Here is a 16,690-nt window from a genome sequence, read left to right as displayed (position 1 = left end):
TCGCCGGCCCGCCCGTCGACGTGACGGCGCGGGCGGCGGCGCTCAGCCGGGCCCGCCGCCCGTGCACCAGTTCACGGCCTCCGCACGGGTGGCGAAGCACCGCAGGGCCGTCGGTCCGTCCTGCCGTCCGGGGCCGGGCAGGGCGAGCCGGTGCGCCGGGTCGGCGACGGCGGTGCGCACCCCGTCCGCCGCGATCCGGCCGAGCCCGCCGCGCAGCATCGCCCGAGCCACCCCGTCGACGCCGGTCACCTGTCCCAGGTCCAGCACGACCGGTTCCGTCGCCCGGGGGCGCGACTCGTCCAGCGCGTACAGCACCCGCTCGGCCGCGGTGAAGTCGATGGCGCCCTGGGCGGCGACGACGGCGACCCGTTCGCGCGGGACACGGTCCTGCGGAGCGGCCCCGGCGGAGGGCAGCTCGTCGGCGGTGGCGACGAGCGTGACGGTGGTACCGGCCAGCGCCGGATTGTGCATCAGATGCAGCCCGAGCCGCTCCGACAGGGCGCCGAGCGCAGCGCGGCCGCGCACCGAGGTGCCGGTCGGGTCCAGCCGCGGACTGTAGGTCGCCAGGCCGAACCGCGCGGGGCCGGCGGCGATCAGCCCACCGGACACACCGCTCTTCGCGGGCAGCCCGACGCGCAGCAGCCAGTCGCCCGAGGCGTCGTACATGCCGCAGGTCGCCATCACCGCCAGCACCTGCGCGGCCACCGGCCCCGGGACCACCGGGTCACCGGTGAGCGGGTTCACGCCGCCGTGCGCGAGGGTGGCGGCCATCGCGGCCAGGTCCAGTGCGGTGACCCGGACCGCGCACTGCCTGAAGTACGTCTCGACCGCCGCGACCGGGTCGACGGGCAGCGGGCCGGTGCTCCGGATCAGGTAGGCGAGGGCGCGGTTGCGGTCGCCGGTGGCGGCCTCGGAGGCGTACACCTGCTCGTCCACGTCCAGCCGCCGGCCGGCGAACCGGCTCAGGCAGTCGAGGATGCGGTCGAACCTCGGGGCATCGGGGGTGTCCGGGATCAGCGCGGTGGTGATGATGGCCCCCGCGTTGACCATGGCGTTGTCGGGTCGCCCGGTGTCCGGTTCCAGGCTGATGGCGTTGTACGCCTCGCCGCTGGGCTCGGCATTGACCCAGCGGCCCACCTCGTCGAGCCCGAGGACGGACAGGGCGAGGGCGTAGACGAACGGTTTCGACACGGACTGCATGGTGAACGGGGCCTCGGCGTCACCCGCGCTGTAACGGTGGCCGTCCATGCTGATCAGCGCCAGCCCGAAGGCATCCGGGTCGCTCAGGGCCAACTGCGGAATGTAGTCGGCGGGTCGGCCGTCCCGCAGCCCGGTGAACCGTGTGTGCAGTTCCCGCAGGGCGTCGGTGACGGCGCCGGCGGCGGCACTCACCCGGCCCGGCCGTCAGCTGCGCTCGGCCTGGGCGATCCGGGGGAAGGTCTTGACGCCGACCGCCTTCCGGCTGTTGGCATGCTGGCTGACGGTCCGTCCGGGCGGGGCGTCCGGGAAGCCGAGCACCACGGAGTCGAGCACCTTCCCGGACGCGTCGACGAAGTCCACCTTGACGGCGTAGAAGGCGGCCTTGTCCGTGGGGTTGGTGACGCGGACGAGGGCGCTGCGGAACTGCTCGGACTTCGCGACCGGCTGCCCGGTCACCGAGACGTCCTTGACCGCGTTGCCCCGGCCCTGCACGCCCGCGAGCTGCTTCACCGCCTGCTGTCGGTTGCGCTCGGCAGCGGCGGAGACCGAGGCGGCAAATTCCCGCTGGGTACGGGGAGTGGGACTCGCGGAGGGGGTCTTGGCCGGTTCGGGGGAGATCGTACGGGTACTCCTGGCCGTGCCCGACGAGGTGGTGTTGGAGCCGCCGCAGGCGGCGGTACCGGTGATGATAACCGCGGCCAGCACGGCCAGGGTCAGACTGCGGGCTGCGCGGCCGCCGAGGGCGTGCCGCAAGGGACTGGTCGGGTTCACGGACGCTCCATCTGCTCGCAAGGGCCTGGGAAGAGGGAGGGACAGGGAAAGGCAGGAGGGATGGGGGCATGAGGGAGGAGAGGAGGGGACAAGTCCGGGAGAGCGCGGTCGCCGCTCTCCCCCGGCCGGTCAGGCCGCTTCGCCACCGAAGGCCTCGCGCGGCCGCTCCGCGCTCCGCGCGTCCAGGTTGCTGTGGAGCAGTTCGGCACCGCCGTCGGGCGCGCGTCGCCGGTCCGGTCGGGCGCCTCGTTCGTGGTCAGCAGGAACAGGGCCGAAGTGCCCGGTGTCACCCCCTCCTCCTGAAGGGACTTGAGCGATGTCTCCATGCTCTCCGCGCCCCGGCCGACTGGAACTTCCACACAGTGAGCGTGGACATCGCATGCACCTCCTGAGAACAACAATGAAGAACTCGCCCATATTAGGATCAAAAGGTATGAATTGACTCGTCGAATTCACCCGCTTCGCTCGGGAGCGGATACCGGCCGAAACCCTGGGAGAGAACGATGGATACGGACGCCCTGACCGCCGGCCTGTTGCAGGAACTGCGAGCGGTCAAGCCCTATCCGGCCCTGTCCCTGACCATGCCGACCCACCGCCGTGCTCCGGACAATGCCCAGGACGCCGTTCGGCTGCGCAACCTGGTGGCCGAGGCCGCCGGGCGGCTGGAAGCGGACCCCGAGGTCACCCGCGAGGCCCGGACCGCGCTCAAGGAGCAGCTCGACCGGGCGGTCACCGAGGTGGACCCCCGCCGGGCCCTGGACGCCCTGGTCCTCCTCGTCACCGCCGACGAGCACCAGATCTGGCAGCTTCCGCGCACCGCGCCCGAACGGGTGGTGCTCAGCGACACCTATCTGACCCGCAACCTGGTCGCCGCGAAGGCACAGGCCCAGCCGTTCTGGGCGCTCACCGTGTCGGCCGACCGGGCGGTCCTGTGGAGCGGCACGACGGACGCCCTGCGCGAGGAGCAGGCAGGCGGGTTCCCGCTGGCTGCTCCGCAGGAGGCGCCCAACCCACAGCGCGAGGAGCGGATCGGCGACACCCCGAGCACCTTCAGCGACGAGGAGACGCGCAATTTCCTGCGCACGGTCGACGAGAAGCTGCGCGCGGTGCTGGCCGCGGACCCGCGGCCGCTCTATCTGATGGGCCTCGCCCCCGCGCTCGCTCTGCTGGACGAGGTCGGCGAGGGCGCCAAGTCGGCCGTCGGCCGGGTCACCAAGGGTGCGCCTGCCGACATGACGCCGGGCGACCTGCTCAAGGAGCTGCGGCCGGCGCTCGACGAACGGCAGCAGCGGTTCGCGGCGGAGATCGACGGCAAGCTGGACGAGGCCCGCGGCCGTCGTGCCTTCGCCGGCGGTCTCGACGAGGTGTGGGCCGCCGTGCGAGAGGGCCGTGCCGGGCTGGTCGCGGTGGAGGAGCACTTCCAGCAGACCGTTCGGGTGACGGACGAGCACCTGGAACCGGTGAGCGGCGAAGCCGCGGACCTCACGGACGGCGCGGTCCGTGAGGACATCGTGGACGAGCTCGTCGAGGCGGCCCTGGACAGCGGCGCCGACGTGGTCTTCCTCCCGGACGACTCGCTCGCGGAGCACGGACGGATCGCGGCGACGCTGCGCTACTGAACGGACCGGCGCGACGCCGCAACCCCTCCCACGGGCCCGCACGCCTCAGGCGTGCGGGCCCGTGGGGTCGCTGGGAGACTGAGGAGGGGCCCCGCCGGGCCCCGAGGCAGGTCCCAGGGAGAGAGGTGATCGCACCATGCCACGCGGATACGACGCCAAGCGGGAACGGCAGTACGAGCACATCAAGGAGAGCGCGCAGGAGCGCGGCGTCAGCGAGGAACGGGCCGAGGAGATCGCGGCCCGTACGGTCAACAAGGCACGCGCCCGCGCCGGTGAGTCGAGGACGGCGAGCCGTACCTCCATCGAGGACATGTCGTCCTCGCGGCGCGGCGGTCTGCGCTCCCGCAGCGGAGCGGAAGGGCCGACCCGCGACCAGCTCTACGAAGAGGCGAGGAAGAAGAACATCCACGGGCGGTCGAACATGACGAAGGCCCAGCTGGCACGCGCGGTCGGCCGCTGAGCCCACGTCGTGGGAACCGGGGCGGTGTCAGCCGCTCCAGGTCCAGCCGGCCACCTCGGGCAGGTCCGTGCCGTGCTCACGGATCCAGGCGTGATGGCGGGTGCGGACATCCGCCATCGCCTGGCGTACCGCCACGGCCCGCACACCGAGGCCGGGCACCCGGTCGATGACGTCCATGACCAGCCGGTAGCGGTCCAGGTCGTTGCGGACCACCATGTCGAAGGGCGTCGTGGTGGTGCCCTCCTCCTTGTAGCCCCGCACATGCAGCTGCGCATGGCCCGCCCGCCGGTAGGCGAGCCGGTGGATCAGCCACGGATAGCCGTGGTAGGCGAAGATCACGGGGGTGTCCCTGGTGAATACCGCGTCGTACTCGGAGTCCGGCATTCCATGCGGGTGCTCCTCGCGCGGCAACAGCCGCGCCATGTCGACCACGTTCACCACCCGTACCGCCAGTTCCGGCAGGTGCCTGCGCAGCAGGTCGGCGGCGGCCAGTGTCTCCAGCGTGGGTACGTCACCGGCGCAGGCGAGCACCACGTCGGGTTCGCGGCTGCCGTCCTCCGTACCCGCCCACTCCCACACACCGGCGCCGCGCGCGCAGTGCGCGCGGGCCTGGTCCATGGTGAGCCAGTCGAAGGACGGCTGTTTGCCGGCCACGATCACATTGACGTAGTCGCGGCTGCGCAGCGCATGGTCGGCGACGGAGAGCAGGGTGTTGGCGTCCGGCGGCAGATAGACCCGTACGACCTCGGGGCTCTTGTTGAGGATGTGGTCGACGAAACCCGGGTCCTGGTGGGAGAACCCGTTGTGGTCCTGGCGCCAGACGTGCGAGGTGAGCAGGTAGTTGAGCGAGGCGATGGGGCGGCGCCAGGCCAGCCGGCGGGATGTCCTGAGCCATTTGATGTGCTGGTTGACCATCGAGTCGACGATGTGGGCGAACGCCTCGTAGCAGGAGAAGAGACCGTGCCGCCCGGTGAGCAGGTATCCCTCCAGCCAGCCCTGGCACAGATGCTCGGAGAGCACCTCCATGACGCGGCCGTCGCGGGAGAGGTGCTCGTCGGTGGGCAGCGTCCGTTCCTGCCATGCCTTGGCGGTGGCGCCGTAGAGGGCGTCGAGCCGGTTCGAGGCGGTTTCGTCGGGGCCCACGACACGGAAGTCGCGGCGCTCGTCGGTGGCGGCCATGACGGCCTCCAGCAGACCGCCGAGCACCCGCGTCGGCTCGTGCAGCACGGTGCCGGGCTTGTCGACCTCGACGGCGTGGTCGTCCAGCGGCGGGATGGGCAGGTCGCGCAGGAGCAGACCGCCGTTGGCGTACGGGGTCGAGCCGAGCCGGGCGTCGCCCTCGGGAACGCAGGCGAGCACCTGGGCTCCGGGCCGCCCCGACGCGTCGAAGAGCTCCTCGGGCCGGTAGGAACGCATCCACGCCTCCAGCTGCCGCAGGTGGTCCGGGTTGTCCCGGACCCCGGGCAGCGGGACCTGATGGGCGCGCCAGGTGCCCTCGACGGGCACCCCGTCGACCTCCACCGGGCCGGTCCAGCCCTTGGGGGTGCGCAGCACGATCATCGGCCAGTGCGGGCGGCCGGTGTCGCCGCCGGTGCGGGCTGCGTCCTGGAGCTCCCGGATCCGGTCGACGGCCCGGTCCATCGCGGCGGCCATCGCCCGGTGGACGTTGAGCGGGTCGTCGCCGCCGACGTACAGGGGGTCGTGCCCGTAGCCGCGCAGCAGGGCGTCGAGCTCCGTCTCGGGGAGGCGGGCGAGCACGGTCGGGTTGGCGATCTTGTAGCCGTTGAGGTGGAGGACCGGGAGGACGGCTCCGTCGTGCACCGGATCGAGGAACTTGTTGGAGTGCCAGGACGCGGCGAGCGGTCCGGTCTCGGCCTCGCCGTCGCCGATGACGCAGGTGACGAGCAGGTCGGGGTGGTCGAGGGCGGCCCCGTAGGCGTGGGTGAGGGCGTAGCCGAGTTCGCCGCCCTCGTGGATGGAGCCGGGTGTCTCCGGTGCCACGTGGCTGGGCACCCCGCCGGGGAAGGAGAACTGCTTGAACAGCAGCCCCATGCCTTCGGCGTCGCGGCCGACGTCGGGGTACGTCTCCGAGTAGCTGCCCTCCAGCCAGGAGTTGGCGAGGACGGCGGGTCCGCCGTGGCCGGGGCCCCAGACGCAGAGGCCCTGGACGCCGCGGGACCTGATGACCCGGTTGAGGTGGGTGTGGACCAGGTTCAGTCCGGGCGAGGTGCCCCAGTGGCCGAGCAGCCGCGGCTTGATGTCCTCCCGGGCGAGCGGCCGGGTCAGAAGCGGGTTGGCCATCAGATAGATCTGGCCGACGGCCAGGTAGTTGGCGGCCCGCCAGTGCGCGTCGAGTTCCGCGATCTCTTCGTCGGACGGGCCGGACGGGGCTGCCGGGGCGGGGGCGTTGCTCATGGATGTCTCCAGCCGAAGGGCTCTAGGACGTGGCGCCGACGGGCTCGGGGCCGTACCAGACCGTGGTCGCGTTGCAGAATGCGCGGATGCCCTGACCGGCGAGCTCACGCCCGTAGCCGGAGCGCTTGACGCCGCCGAAGGGCAGCGCGGGATGGGACGCCGTCATGCCGTTGAAGAAGACACCGCCCGCCTCCAGATCGCGTACGCAGCGACGCGCCTCGTCCGGGTCGCGGGTCCATACATTGGAACTGAGGCCGAAGGGGCTGTCGTTGGCGAGCGCCACGGCTTCGTCCAGTCCGTCGACCCGGTAGAGCGAGGCGACGGGCCCGAAGGTCTCCTCGCGGTGGATGCGCATGGCGGGGGTGATCCCGGCGAGGACGGTGGGGGCGTAGAACCAGCCGCGTTCCAGCTCCGGGGCCAGACCGTCGGGCCTGCCGCCCCCACAGAGCGCGCTCGCGCCCTGCCGCACCGCGTCGTCCACCAGCTCCTCCAGGTCGGTGCGGCCCTGTTCGCTGGCGAGCGGTCCGATGTCGGTGGACTCCTGCATCGGGTCGCCGACCGTCAGATCGCTCATGCCCACGGTGAACCGCTCGGCGAACTCCTCGTACACCTCCGTGTGCACGATGAACCGTTTGGCGGCGATGCAGGACTGCCCGTTGTTCTGTACCCGCGCGGTGACGGCGGTGCGGGCGGCCCTGGCGACGTCCGCCGACGGCATGACGAGATACGGGTCGCTGCCGCCCAGCTCCAGGACGGTGTGTTTCACCTCGTCGCCGGCGATCGACGCGACCGAGCGGCCGGCCGGTTCGCTGCCGGTGAGGGTGGCCGCGGCGACCCGGCGGTCCCGCAGGATCGACTCGACCGCCCCCGACCCCACCAGCAGGGTCTGGAAGCACCCCGGCGGGAATCCGGCCCGGCGGAACAGGCCCTCCAGATACATCGCCGTCTGTGGGACGTTGGAGGCGTGCTTGAGCAGGCCGACGTTCCCCGCCATGAGGGCCGGGGCGGCGAACCGTACGACCTGCCAGAGCGGGAAGTTCCACGGCATCACGGCGAGCACGGCGCCGAGCGGCCGGTAGTGGACGTAGGCCCGGGAGGCGCCGGAGTCCCGCACATCGGCGGCGGACGGATGCTCGTCCGCGAGGAGTTCCTCCGCGTGGGCCGCGTACCAGCGCATGGCCTTCGCGCATTTGGCGGCCTCCGCGCGGGCCGCCTTGACGGGTTTGCCCATTTCGGTGGTCATGGTGCGCGCGATGTCCTGCTGGTCCTCGTCGAGCAGCCCCGCGGCCTGGTGCAGCAGACGGGCCCGTTCGGCGAAGCCGGTGGTCCGGTACTGCCTGAACGCGGCGTCGGCGGCGTCGAGGCGCTGCTCGATCCCCGCCTCGTCCAGCGCTTCGAACGTTCTGAGGGTTTCACCGTTCGCGGGATTGACCGTCGCGATGGGCATGGCCGTGTCCTCCTAGCCTCGGTTCTTCGACCGTGCCGCGCCGTGCGCCGCGCCGCAACGCGGGCCCCGCCGGGCGGACACCCGACCGGCGCGGTCCGTGCCTGCCGTGTGCACGTCGTCCGCGCCGGGCGGGGAGGCGTTTCAGCGGGGCGCAAGCCGGCGGTCCCGGTGGCCCGTCTCAGACGAGAGCGGGGTCGGCTGCCGTCGCGGGCTCGGCGACGGGGGCGGCGACCGTGTCGGGCGAGCGGCGGGACTCGCGCACACCGGGCAGCGGCGAGAGCGGCGTCAGGTCGACGCTGTACGGCTCCTCGGCGTACCTGGTGAACCAGACGACCTTGCCCTCGGCCGTGCGGCAGGTGCCCCAGCTGTCGCTCAGGGCCATGACCCTGCTCAGGCCACCGCCGCCGGTGCTGAGCAGCTTCGGCATCTCGGAGCCGTTGTCGGCGACGGAGACCGTGAGATGCCGCCCGGACCAGCGGAGTTCGACGACGCAGTTGTTGTCGTCACCGACATGCCGGTGGACATTGGTCAGCAGCTCCTCCACGCCCCGGCACACCGGCCGGACGTGGAGTTCGAGACTCCAGTGGCGGAGGTGTGCCGCGATTATTCGCCGCAGCTGGGACACACGCTCTGTCGAAACCTGGAGTTCGACCAGATAGTGCCGGTCGAGTGGAACGGTCATCGTCGAGGCTCCTCACATCGAGGCTCACTGGCTTCGCCCTGTCGGACGAACGACCTCCGAACACGAAGAGTGAGCAGATGTCACTTATGGGTCACTCAACAGAGTGACCCGGCGGAACCGGTCCCGCAACACAGGGGACGACCGCCCAGGTCACAGCAGATACGGCAACAGCGCGTCCGGGGTGAGCGGGAGGCTGCGCAGTCTGATACCGGTGGCGTGCCGGACGGCGTTGCCGATGGCTGCCGCGGCGCCGACGATGCCGATCTCGCCGATGCCCTTGCTGCCCATCGGGTTGAGATGCGGATCCTTTTCGTCGATCCAGTGCGCCTCGATCTCCGGCACATCGGCGCAGGCCGGCACATGGTAGGAGGCGAGATCGTTCTCGGTGAAGTCGCCGAAGACGGGGTCCATGGTGCAGGCCTCGGTCAGTGCCATGCCGATCCCCATGGTCATGCCGCCGATGAACTGGGAGCGCGCGGTACGGGAGTTGAGGATGCGTCCGGCGGCGAAGACGCCGAGCATCCGGCGCACTCGCACCTCTCCGGTCAGTGTGTGCACGGCGACTTCGGCGAAGTGCGCACCGAACGCATGGCGTGAGTACGGGGATTCCTTCGCGGTCTCCTGCTGGGTGTCCGCGGTGACGGTGAGCCCGTCGGCCGGGACCGGTCCGGTGCGCTCACGCAGCTGCCGCCGCAGGAGGGTGCACGCCTTGTGCACGGACCAGCCCCAGGACGCGGTGCCCGATGAGCCGCCCGCCAGCGGGGCGTCGGGCAGTTCGCTGCTGCCGATGTCGATCCGGACGTTCTCCACGGGGGTGCCCAGGACGTCGGCCGCGATCTGCGCGAGCACGGTGCGGGCGCCGGTGCCGATGTCGGTGGCGTTGACCCGGATGCGGTACGAGCCGTCGGGGGCCGCGTGCGCCGAGGCGCTGGACGCGGCGATGTACACGGGGTACGTGGCGGCGGCGACGCCCGTGCCGAGCAGCAGCGGCCCCTCCTCGCGGGAAGCGGGGCGCGGATCCCGGTCGTACCAGCCGAAGCGTGCGGCGCCCTTCTCCAGACAGGCGGCCAGGCCGCGGCTGCTGAACGCGCGTCCGGAGTCCGGTTCGTTCGCCGGGTCGTTGCGGATGCGCAGTTCGACAGGGTCCATGCCGAGGGCCGAGGCGAGTTCGTCCATGGCGGATTCGAGCGCGTACATGCCCGGTGCCTCGCCCGGTGCACGCATCCAGGAGGGGCTCGGCACGTCCAGGGCGACCACCCGGTGGGCGGTGCGGCTGGTGCCGGAGCCGTACATGATCCGGGTCGGTACGGCCGCCTGCTCCACGAACTCCTTGACGGTGGACGTGTGGGTGATGATCTCGTGGTCGATCGCGGTGAGGGTGCCGTCGAGGTCGGCGCCGAGCCGGACGTGCTGGATGGTGGGTGCGCGATGGCCGACCACGGCGGCCATCTGGCGGCGGGGCAGCGCGATCTTGACGGGGCGCCCGGTGTGACGCGCGGCCATGGCGGCCAGGACGGTCTGCGGGCGTGGGGTGCCCTTGGACCCGAAGCCGCCGCCGACGTGCTCGGAGACGGCGGTGATCTGCTGGGGCCGGAGTCCGAACGCGGTCGCGAGGCTGTCGCGGACCTTGGTGGAGCCCTGGCTGGAGTCGTGGACGGTCAGATGTCCGTCCTCGCCCCACTGCGCCGTCGTGGCGTGCGGTTCCATGGGGTGGTTGTGCAGGGCACCGACGGTGTAGGTGGCGTCGACCTGCACGGGTGCCGTGGCGAAGGCCCGGTCAGTGTCGCCGCGTTCGCGGACGGCAGGGAAGCCGCCGTTGACCGTCTCCGGGATGTAGAGGCCGGGGTGGTCCTCGGTCAGCAGGACGTCGTGACCGCTGGTCTCGTACGTGATCCGCAGCGCCTCGGCCCCGGCGCGGGCACCCTCCGGGGTGTCGGCCACCACGAGCGCGACGGGCCAGCCCCGGTGCGGGACCAGGTCGTTCTGGAGGACGGCGAGGATCGGGTCGTCGGGCTCCTTCAGCCGGGGCGCGTTGTCATGGGTGAGTACGGCGAGCACACCCGGCAGGGCCAGTGCCTCGTCCGCGCGGATGGCGTCGACGCGGCCGCGGGCGATCGTGGCGGGGACGGGCCGGCCGTACAGACACCCCGGCGGGGTGTGCTCGGCGGCGTAGCGGGCGGTGCCCGTGACCTTGTCCCGGCCCTCACGGCGGACGACGGGGGTGCCCAGTGGTGGCGGGGCCTGGCTCATGACGGGGTCCTCACGGCAGGGGGTCGGCGTGGGTGCGGTGGCTCAGCTGTCGGCGGCGAGTTCGGCGAGTGCGCCGACGGCCAGATTGCGGGCGAGGCCCACCTTGAACGCGTTGTCGCGCAGCGGCCGGGCCGCGGTGAGTTCGGCGTCCACGGCCCGTGCGAAGGTCTCGTCGGTGGCCGGTGCGCCGCGGAGCACGTCCTCGGCGGCCCGTGCGCGCCAGGGCCGGTGGGCGAGTCCGCCGAAGGCCAGCGCGGCGTGCTCGATCCGGCCGTCGCGGACGCTCAGTACGGCGGCGACGGACGCGAGGGCGAAGGCGAAGGAGGCGCGGTCGCGGGCCTTGCGGTAGAGGGAGGCGGCGCCGCCGGGGCTCGGCGGCAGGGTCACTTCGGTGATGAGTTCGCCCGGCCGGATCTCGGTGTCCCGGTCCGGGGTGTCGCCGGGCAGGCGGTGGAATCCGGTGGCGGGCACGGTCCGCACGCCGTCCGGTCCGTGCAGGTGGACGGTGGCGTCGAGGGCGGACAGGGCGACGGCCATGTCGGACGGGTGGGTGGCGACGCACTGCGCGGAGTGGCCGAGTACGGCGAGATCGCGCTGGGCGCTGTCGCGGGCCGGGCAGCCGGTGCCGGGTTCCCGCTTGTTGCACGGCTTGGAGGTGTCCTGGAAGTACGGGCAACGGGTGCGTTGCAGCAGGTTGCCGCCGGTCGTGGCGGTGTTGCGGAGCTGCCCGGAGGCGCCGGAGAGCAACGCCTGTGACAGGGCGGGGTACCGGGTGCGTACCGCGGGATGGGCGGCCAGGTCACTGTTGCGCACCGTCGCGCCGATCCGCAGGCCGCCGTCCGCGGTGTCGGCCACGTGGTCCAGCGGCAGCCGACGGATGTCGATGAGCAGCTCGGGGGCTTCGACACCGAGCTTCATCAGGTCGACGAGGTTGGTGCCGCCGCCGAGGAACGCGGCGCCGGGGCGGGCGGCGCCCTCCTGGACCGCTTCCTCGGTGGACCGGGCACGGAGATAGGCGAAGGGCTTCACGGCGCCACGTCCTCGATCGCCTCGACGATACGGGGGTACGCGCCGCAGCGGCACAGGTTGCCGCTCATCCGCTCACGGATCTCGTCGGCGCCGAGCGGTGCCGGGGCCGATACGGGTGCGCTCCGGGGTGTGACATGGGACGGGAAGCCGTCCGCCGCCTCGCCGAGCATGCCGACGGCCGAGCAGATCTGGCCGGGGGTGCAGTAGCCGCATTGCAGGGCGTCACAGTCCAGGAAGGCTTCCTGGAGGGGGTGGAGGAGGTCGCCTTCGGCGAGGCCCTCGACGGTGGTGATGGCGGCGCCGTCGTGGGCGACGGCGAGCAGCAGGCAGCTGTTGGCGCGCCGCCCGTCGACGATGACGGTGCACGCCCCGCACTGTCCGTGGTCGCAGCCCTTCTTCGCACCGGTGAGGTCGAGATGCTCGCGCAGGGCGTCCAGGACGGTGGTGCGGTGGTCGAGCGTGAGCGTCCGCTCGGTTCCGTTGATCTGCAGGGTCAGGGTGGAACGGTCACCGGTTGCTCCCGGCTGTTGCGCACCGTCGTCCCGCCCGTGAGAGGGGTCCACGCACTCGCACCTTTCAGGGGTGGTCTTTTGTCCGCTTTCTACCAGACGTGCGGTGGCTTCCCGCCTCATTGCCCCGCCGCCGGGCCGTGGCCCTCCGGACTGTCGGCCCATCGGTCTACCGGCTCGCCAGACGCAGCCGCACCTCTTCCTCCTGGTCACCGGAGACGGTCCCGACGACCTTTACGTCGAAGGCGTGTGCCAGGCTCTGGCGGAGCCGCTCCACCGCCCAGTAGCCGCCCTGCACATCGACGCTCACGGGCGCACCGAGCGCGACCGGCCCCGAGACCACCCTCGCCTCGGTGACATCGACGGTCACCACCCAAGCGGTGGGGCGCTTCCCCGCAAGATTCTGCGGTACGTCGACCGAGGCCCGGTCGGTGGTGAACGCGGCGCGCAGCACGTCGAAGACCATCCGCGCGTCGGCCTTCTCGCACCCGCTGATGACGACCGAGACCTCCTGGCCGTACCCGCTCTCCTCCGTCTGCTTCTCCTTGATGGTGTTCACCGCGGTTCCTTCCGCTCGGTGTTCCGCCGCGCGCCCCGCGCCCGGGACCGATGGCCCCGGCGGCGGGCGCCGTGCCCCTGAGGCGATTCGAGGCTGTCTCCAGGCTCACCCCGTGACAGGGCGACGGCGACACGAGACCGCCGGCGCACGAGCCGATCGCGGCCGCTCGACGCGAAACACCTTTTAGTTCATATCCACTTAAAACATGAATTCATATGAATTATCGACTGAGGCCTCCGCCTCGGGGTATCCGGCAAGCATGGACGTTTCGAGCGCAGACCTGAGTTCGCTGGCCCTCATCCTTGCCGACGGCCGGGGCGCGACCGGGTCGGTGATGGGCATTGTCGGAGTGGTGCTGGTGGCCGTGTTGATCGGCGCGGTCTGGCTGGGGAAGCGGCGCCGGGCCGAGGAGCTGCCACCGCCCAGACCCGACGAGCAGCCACCACGGCCGGACCACCGCAGCCACATCGAGGAACGCGATGTGCACGGCGACGACCACTTCCCGCCCGACGGCCGTGGCCTTTCGCCCTATGAGCTCGGCGACCACGGGAGCGAGACCATCCGTCGCGAGACCGACGAGCAGCGCGACTGACCCTCGGACCTCTCCGGCAGCGGTCCTCGGGGAAGGGCGTCGCGTGTTGCGGGGGCGGCCGCCCCCGGTGAGGCTGGTGAGGGCCCGACGGCCACGCGCGGACCCAGACCTAGGAACCGATGAAGGCAGTAGGACCATGACCGGAAGCCACCCGGGGAGGGCGCCGACACCGGCGCCGCTGACCGGATCCGCAGCGCCCTGCTGGGTCAACCTCATGACCCGCGATCTGGAATCGGCGCAGGAGTTCTACACCGCCGTGCTGGGGTGGACCTTCCGTCCGGGCAAGCTGGGGCAGGAGTTCTCGGTCGCACGCCGGGGCGACGTACCGGTCGCGGGCATCGGCGCGGTGGCGACCGCCTACCGGGTGGCCGTGGCCTGGACGCCCTATTTCGCCGTCGCCGACGCCGACGCGGCCGCCTCACGCATCCGTGAGCGCAGCGGCACAGTCGCCGTGGGGCCGATGGCGCTCGGCAAGGGGCGCGGGGCGCTGGCGGCGGACCGGGACGGTGCGGTGTTCGGTATCTGGGAGCGGACCGAGCCCGCGACCTCGCCGCGCGCGCCGGACGACCGTTCGCACGCCTGGCTGCGTCTGCACACCAGGAACGCCTTCGACGCGGCGATCTTCTACGGAGAGGTGCTCGACTGGGCGAGCGGGCGCCCGGGGTGCTGCGAGGTGTCGTACGAGAAGGACGAGGTCATCGTCGACTGCGACGGGCGCCGGCTCGCCCGGATCAGCTCCGGTGCGGTGGAGGCGGCGCCCGATCCGCTGGTCCGCCCGCACTGGCAGGTGCACTTCCCCGTCACCGATGTGGCGGCCACGGTCGCTGCGGCGAGGGAGTACGGCGGCAGCCTGGTCGAGCAGCGACCGCTGGCTCGGGGCAGCGAGGCGACCCTGCTGGACCCGGACGGCGGCCTCTTCACGGTCACGGATGTCCGGGGGCTCGCGTCGGGCGATTCCGGCTGACTGTTCCGTTCCCCCGCGCCGCGGTCATTTCTCGTGCCCGGACGAGGAGCGGGCCAGCGCCCAGGCCGGGAAGACGAACCAGCAGATCAGGAACCACAGCGCCATGCCGCCGACCAGCCACAGGGCGACGGAGTTGTGCAGGGCCACCCGCAGGATGAGCAGCAGGGCGGAGCACATGGTGCAGAACAGCAGGACGAGCCCGAGCACGGTCATGCGTGAGGCCCAGGTGACCGTCTGCGGTTTGAGCCGCCGTCCGGTCAGCAGCCGGTGGTACGAGACGGGCCCGATCAGGGCGGCGGCGGTGGCCGATCCCAGCAGCACGGTGACCACGTAGATGGTGCGGTCGGTGTCCGAGAGCTCGGCGAAGCGGGGCTGGAAGACGACGGCGAGCAGGAAGCCGAACAGGATCTGGACGCCGGTCTGGGCCACGCGCAGTTCCTGGAGCAGATCGGTCCACCGCCGGTCCGCTCGTTCCTCGGGCGTCTCGTGGCGGCCGTGGTCGCTGCCCTGACTGTCGGGAAGACGTGCTGTCGAGGTCACCGGGAGCCTCCGTCCGAATACCCGGAGTACTTCGCGTTCCCCCCTCCCCCACCGTAGCCGGTCACCGGGGCCGGGGTGATGGCCGGATCGATCACCGGCACTCGACGACCAGTTCGACCTCACCTAGGATTTTAGGTACGGCATCGCGCGTCGGTCACCGGCCGGGTGAGGCGTGGAGGTGCCCGGAGATGCCTGTTGGAGGCATTCCACAGTGTCAGTCCAGTTGAATCACACCATCGTTCACGCCCGGGACAACCGGGAGTCCGCCGAGTTCCTCGCGGACATACTGGGGCTGGAAGTCGGCGCGGAATGGGGCCCGTTCGTCGCGGTCGAAACCGCGAACGGGGTCACCTTGGACTTCGCGACCATTCCCGAGGCCTCGATCGTCATGCAGCACTACGCCTTCCTCGTCTCGGAAGCGGAGTTCGACACGGCGTACGCCCGGATCAAGGAGCTCGGGCTCACGTACTACGCGGATCCGCACCAGAAGCATCCGGGCGAGATCAACCACAACGACGGCGGCCGAGGTGTGTACTTCCTCGATCCCGCCGGTCATGCCATGGAGATCATCACGCGCCCGTACGGGGGCGTCGCCTCGTAGCGCAGCGACCCGGTAAGAGGGTTCGGCCGGGGCTCGTGCACGGGTCCCGGCCGGACCGCTCCGCGTGGGTTCAGGCGATCGGCAGCAGCAGTTCGGGCCGGTCCCACATCACCGCGGGCGGGTTGGCCACCAGGGTGCCGGTCCGCCGGGCACCCACACTCCGGTAGAAACCCTCGGCGGGCGGATGCGATACGACGCGGACGCCGGTGAGGCCGGCACGCTCCGCCTCGCCGCGCAGATGCCCGACGAGGAGCCGCCCGATGCCGAGTCCCTGCGCATCGTCGGCGACGAACATCAGGTCGAGTTCCGGCGGCGCGAGAACGAGCGAGTAGAAGCCGAGCAGCCGCTCGGTGCCGGGCTCCACGGCCGCGAAGACCCGATGGGTCTCGATGTAGTCGGGACCCACCCGGTATCCGGCGACCATGGCGGCGTACTGCCCCTCGTAGGCGCGGGACGTCCTGACCAGCCGGGTGAGCCGCTTCGCGTCCCGGGCGGTCGCCCGCCTGATGCGCACGGTCTCCCGTCGCGCCCCGCCGTCCCGGCGCGTAATGCTCGATGTCATGGATGGAGTATTACGTATCCGGCGGCCGGGCACCGCCCCACGGGCCCGTCGAGGCTACGAGGGGTCGCGCGTCGTGCGCCACTCGTCGACCACGGCGTCGATGTCGAACGGCTTGAGGTTCAGCGGCGGTCCCGGCGGCGGCCGCCTGATGGCCGCCCGGATCTTCTCGTTGACCTCTGCCAGCATGCGCCGTACCTCGGCCTCCGTCCGCGCCCCGGGCACGGCTTCGGCCACGTCCTCCGCCTGTTTGCGCAGGGCCAGCGCCGGCGGGAGCACCGACACCCCCTCGCGCTGCATCTTCTGCTTGATCCACCAGTTCTCGTCGTAGGGAGCCTCAAGACTTTCGAGCGGCTTGCCGAATCCCGGCAACTGCGAGAAGTCGCCGCGCTGCTCGGACTCCCGGATCTGCTTGTCGACCCATGATTCGAAGCTGACGCCCGCAGGCTTGCGCTCGGTCAACGTACGCCCCTCTCGGAGGATTCGAAATCTG

At 71.5% G+C, this 16,690-nt stretch carries 17 protein-coding genes; 5 read left to right on the top strand and 12 right to left on the bottom strand.

Translation table 11 applies throughout. The features are described 5' to 3' along the window. Positions 1 to 42 precede the first annotated feature (42 nt). Positions 43 to 1,392, bottom strand: a complete 1,350-nt coding sequence (gene glsA, locus OG520_RS37060) for a glutaminase A (RefSeq protein WP_399331508.1) — start codon at positions 1,390 to 1,392, stop codon at positions 43 to 45. A gap of 12 nt (positions 1,393 to 1,404) precedes the next feature. Next, entirely contained in the window at positions 1,405 to 1,971 is a 567-nt protein-coding gene (locus tag OG520_RS37055; protein ID WP_406016033.1) for a hypothetical protein, read from the bottom strand. A 503-nt stretch (positions 1,972 to 2,474) separates the two neighbouring features. Here OG520_RS37055 and OG520_RS37050 point away from each other — a divergent pair. Together OG520_RS37050 and OG520_RS37045 are read left to right on the top strand one after the other, a co-directional pair. Next, positions 2,475 to 3,590, top strand: a complete 1,116-nt coding sequence (locus OG520_RS37050; RefSeq protein ID WP_406016032.1) for a chemotaxis protein — start codon at positions 2,475 to 2,477, stop codon at positions 3,588 to 3,590. A gap of 136 nt (positions 3,591 to 3,726) precedes the next feature. Continuing rightward, positions 3,727 to 4,050 carry a plasmid stabilization protein gene (locus OG520_RS37045; RefSeq protein WP_266423899.1) on the top strand — a complete coding sequence of 108 codons (324 nt, stop codon included), beginning with the start codon at positions 3,727 to 3,729 and terminating at the stop codon, positions 4,048 to 4,050. A 27-nt stretch (positions 4,051 to 4,077) separates the two neighbouring features. Here OG520_RS37045 and OG520_RS37040 read toward each other — a convergent pair whose 3' ends face one another. The 7 genes from OG520_RS37040 to OG520_RS37010 all read right to left on the bottom strand — a co-directional run bounded on the left by OG520_RS37040 (position 4,078) and on the right by OG520_RS37010 (position 12,941). Continuing rightward, the gene (locus OG520_RS37040; RefSeq protein WP_406016031.1) at positions 4,078 to 6,465 is read right to left on the bottom strand and encodes a phosphoketolase; all 2,388 of its coding nucleotides are present in this window, start codon (positions 6,463 to 6,465) and stop codon (positions 4,078 to 4,080) included. Positions 6,466 to 6,487: 22 nt separating this feature from the next. Continuing rightward, positions 6,488 to 7,912: an NADP-dependent succinic semialdehyde dehydrogenase gene (locus tag OG520_RS37035; protein WP_399331500.1), complete on the bottom strand. Its 1,425-nt coding sequence runs from the start codon at positions 7,910 to 7,912 to the stop codon at positions 6,488 to 6,490. Between the two features lie 178 nt (positions 7,913 to 8,090). Beyond that, the gene (locus OG520_RS37030) at positions 8,091 to 8,594 is read right to left on the bottom strand and encodes an ATP-binding protein (protein WP_266423892.1); all 504 of its coding nucleotides are present in this window, start codon (positions 8,592 to 8,594) and stop codon (positions 8,091 to 8,093) included. Between the two features lie 150 nt (positions 8,595 to 8,744). Then, positions 8,745 to 10,844, bottom strand: coding sequence for a xanthine dehydrogenase family protein molybdopterin-binding subunit (locus tag OG520_RS37025; protein WP_406016030.1), 2,100 nt, complete (start codon positions 10,842 to 10,844; stop codon positions 8,745 to 8,747). A 42-nt stretch (positions 10,845 to 10,886) separates the two neighbouring features. After that, positions 10,887 to 11,873: an FAD binding domain-containing protein gene (locus OG520_RS37020; protein ID WP_399331496.1), complete on the bottom strand. Its 987-nt coding sequence runs from the start codon at positions 11,871 to 11,873 to the stop codon at positions 10,887 to 10,889. Next, complete coding sequence (locus OG520_RS37015) at positions 11,870 to 12,436, bottom strand: 2Fe-2S iron-sulfur cluster-binding protein (protein WP_406016029.1); 567 nt, start codon at positions 12,434 to 12,436, stop codon at positions 11,870 to 11,872. Before OG520_RS37015 ends, OG520_RS37020 begins: the two co-directional genes overlap by 4 nt. Positions 12,437 to 12,551: 115 nt before the next feature. Next, on the bottom strand, positions 12,552 to 12,941 hold the full coding sequence (locus OG520_RS37010) for a hypothetical protein (protein WP_385327790.1): 390 nt from the start codon (positions 12,939 to 12,941) through the stop codon (positions 12,552 to 12,554). Between the two features lie 259 nt (positions 12,942 to 13,200). Here OG520_RS37010 and OG520_RS37005 point away from each other — a divergent pair, with 259 nt between their 5' ends. Together OG520_RS37005 and OG520_RS37000 are read left to right on the top strand one after the other, a co-directional pair. Further along, complete coding sequence (locus OG520_RS37005) at positions 13,201 to 13,533, top strand: DUF6479 family protein (RefSeq protein ID WP_399331492.1); 333 nt, start codon at positions 13,201 to 13,203, stop codon at positions 13,531 to 13,533. A gap of 136 nt (positions 13,534 to 13,669) precedes the next feature. Beyond that, entirely contained in the window at positions 13,670 to 14,497 is an 828-nt protein-coding gene (locus OG520_RS37000; RefSeq protein WP_406016028.1) for a VOC family protein, read from the top strand. 24 nt (positions 14,498 to 14,521) lie between these two features. Here the strand turns inward: OG520_RS37000 and OG520_RS36995 are convergent, their stop codons facing one another. Next, complete coding sequence (locus OG520_RS36995; RefSeq protein WP_406016027.1) at positions 14,522 to 15,037, bottom strand: DUF6328 family protein; 516 nt, start codon at positions 15,035 to 15,037, stop codon at positions 14,522 to 14,524. 211 nt (positions 15,038 to 15,248) lie between these two features. Here OG520_RS36995 and OG520_RS36990 point away from each other — a divergent pair, with 211 nt between their 5' ends. Next, positions 15,249 to 15,638: a VOC family protein gene (locus OG520_RS36990; protein WP_399331486.1), complete on the top strand. Its 390-nt coding sequence runs from the start codon at positions 15,249 to 15,251 to the stop codon at positions 15,636 to 15,638. A gap of 70 nt (positions 15,639 to 15,708) precedes the next feature. On the opposite strand, the gene OG520_RS36985 is transcribed toward OG520_RS36990, so the two are convergent. Next, the gene (locus tag OG520_RS36985; protein ID WP_399331484.1) at positions 15,709 to 16,200 is read right to left on the bottom strand and encodes a GNAT family N-acetyltransferase; all 492 of its coding nucleotides are present in this window, start codon (positions 16,198 to 16,200) and stop codon (positions 15,709 to 15,711) included. Positions 16,201 to 16,254: 54 nt separating this feature from the next. Beyond that, positions 16,255 to 16,659, bottom strand: a complete 405-nt coding sequence (locus OG520_RS36980) for a DUF1992 domain-containing protein (protein ID WP_385327799.1) — start codon at positions 16,657 to 16,659, stop codon at positions 16,255 to 16,257. Positions 16,660 to 16,690 lie beyond the last annotated feature (31 nt).

This window comes from Streptomyces sp. NBC_00984 (assembly GCF_045162475.1).
In the GTDB taxonomy this organism is placed as follows: domain Bacteria; phylum Actinomycetota; class Actinomycetes; order Streptomycetales; family Streptomycetaceae; genus Streptomyces.
Note: the sequence above shows the minus strand (reverse complement) of the source record. Positions and strands in the feature narration are given on the sequence as shown.

Coding starts and splice junctions, on each gene's coding strand:
- OG520_RS37030 (WP_266423892.1), bottom strand. CDS start 8,594: ATGACCGTTCCACTCGACCGGCACTATCTGGTCGAACTCCAGGTTTCG.
- OG520_RS37045 (WP_266423899.1), top strand. CDS start 3,727: ATGCCACGCGGATACGACGCCAAGCGGGAACGGCAGTACGAGCACATC.
- OG520_RS37005 (WP_399331492.1), top strand. CDS start 13,201: ATGGACGTTTCGAGCGCAGACCTGAGTTCGCTGGCCCTCATCCTTGCC.
- OG520_RS36985 (WP_399331484.1), bottom strand. CDS start 16,200: ATGACATCGAGCATTACGCGCCGGGACGGCGGGGCGCGACGGGAGACC.
- OG520_RS37035 (WP_399331500.1), bottom strand. CDS start 7,912: ATGCCCATCGCGACGGTCAATCCCGCGAACGGTGAAACCCTCAGAACG.
- OG520_RS37000 (WP_406016028.1), top strand. CDS start 13,670: ATGACCGGAAGCCACCCGGGGAGGGCGCCGACACCGGCGCCGCTGACC.
- OG520_RS37050 (WP_406016032.1), top strand. CDS start 2,475: ATGGATACGGACGCCCTGACCGCCGGCCTGTTGCAGGAACTGCGAGCG.
- OG520_RS37025 (WP_406016030.1), bottom strand. CDS start 10,844: ATGAGCCAGGCCCCGCCACCACTGGGCACCCCCGTCGTCCGCCGTGAG.
- OG520_RS37040 (WP_406016031.1), bottom strand. CDS start 6,465: ATGAGCAACGCCCCCGCCCCGGCAGCCCCGTCCGGCCCGTCCGACGAA.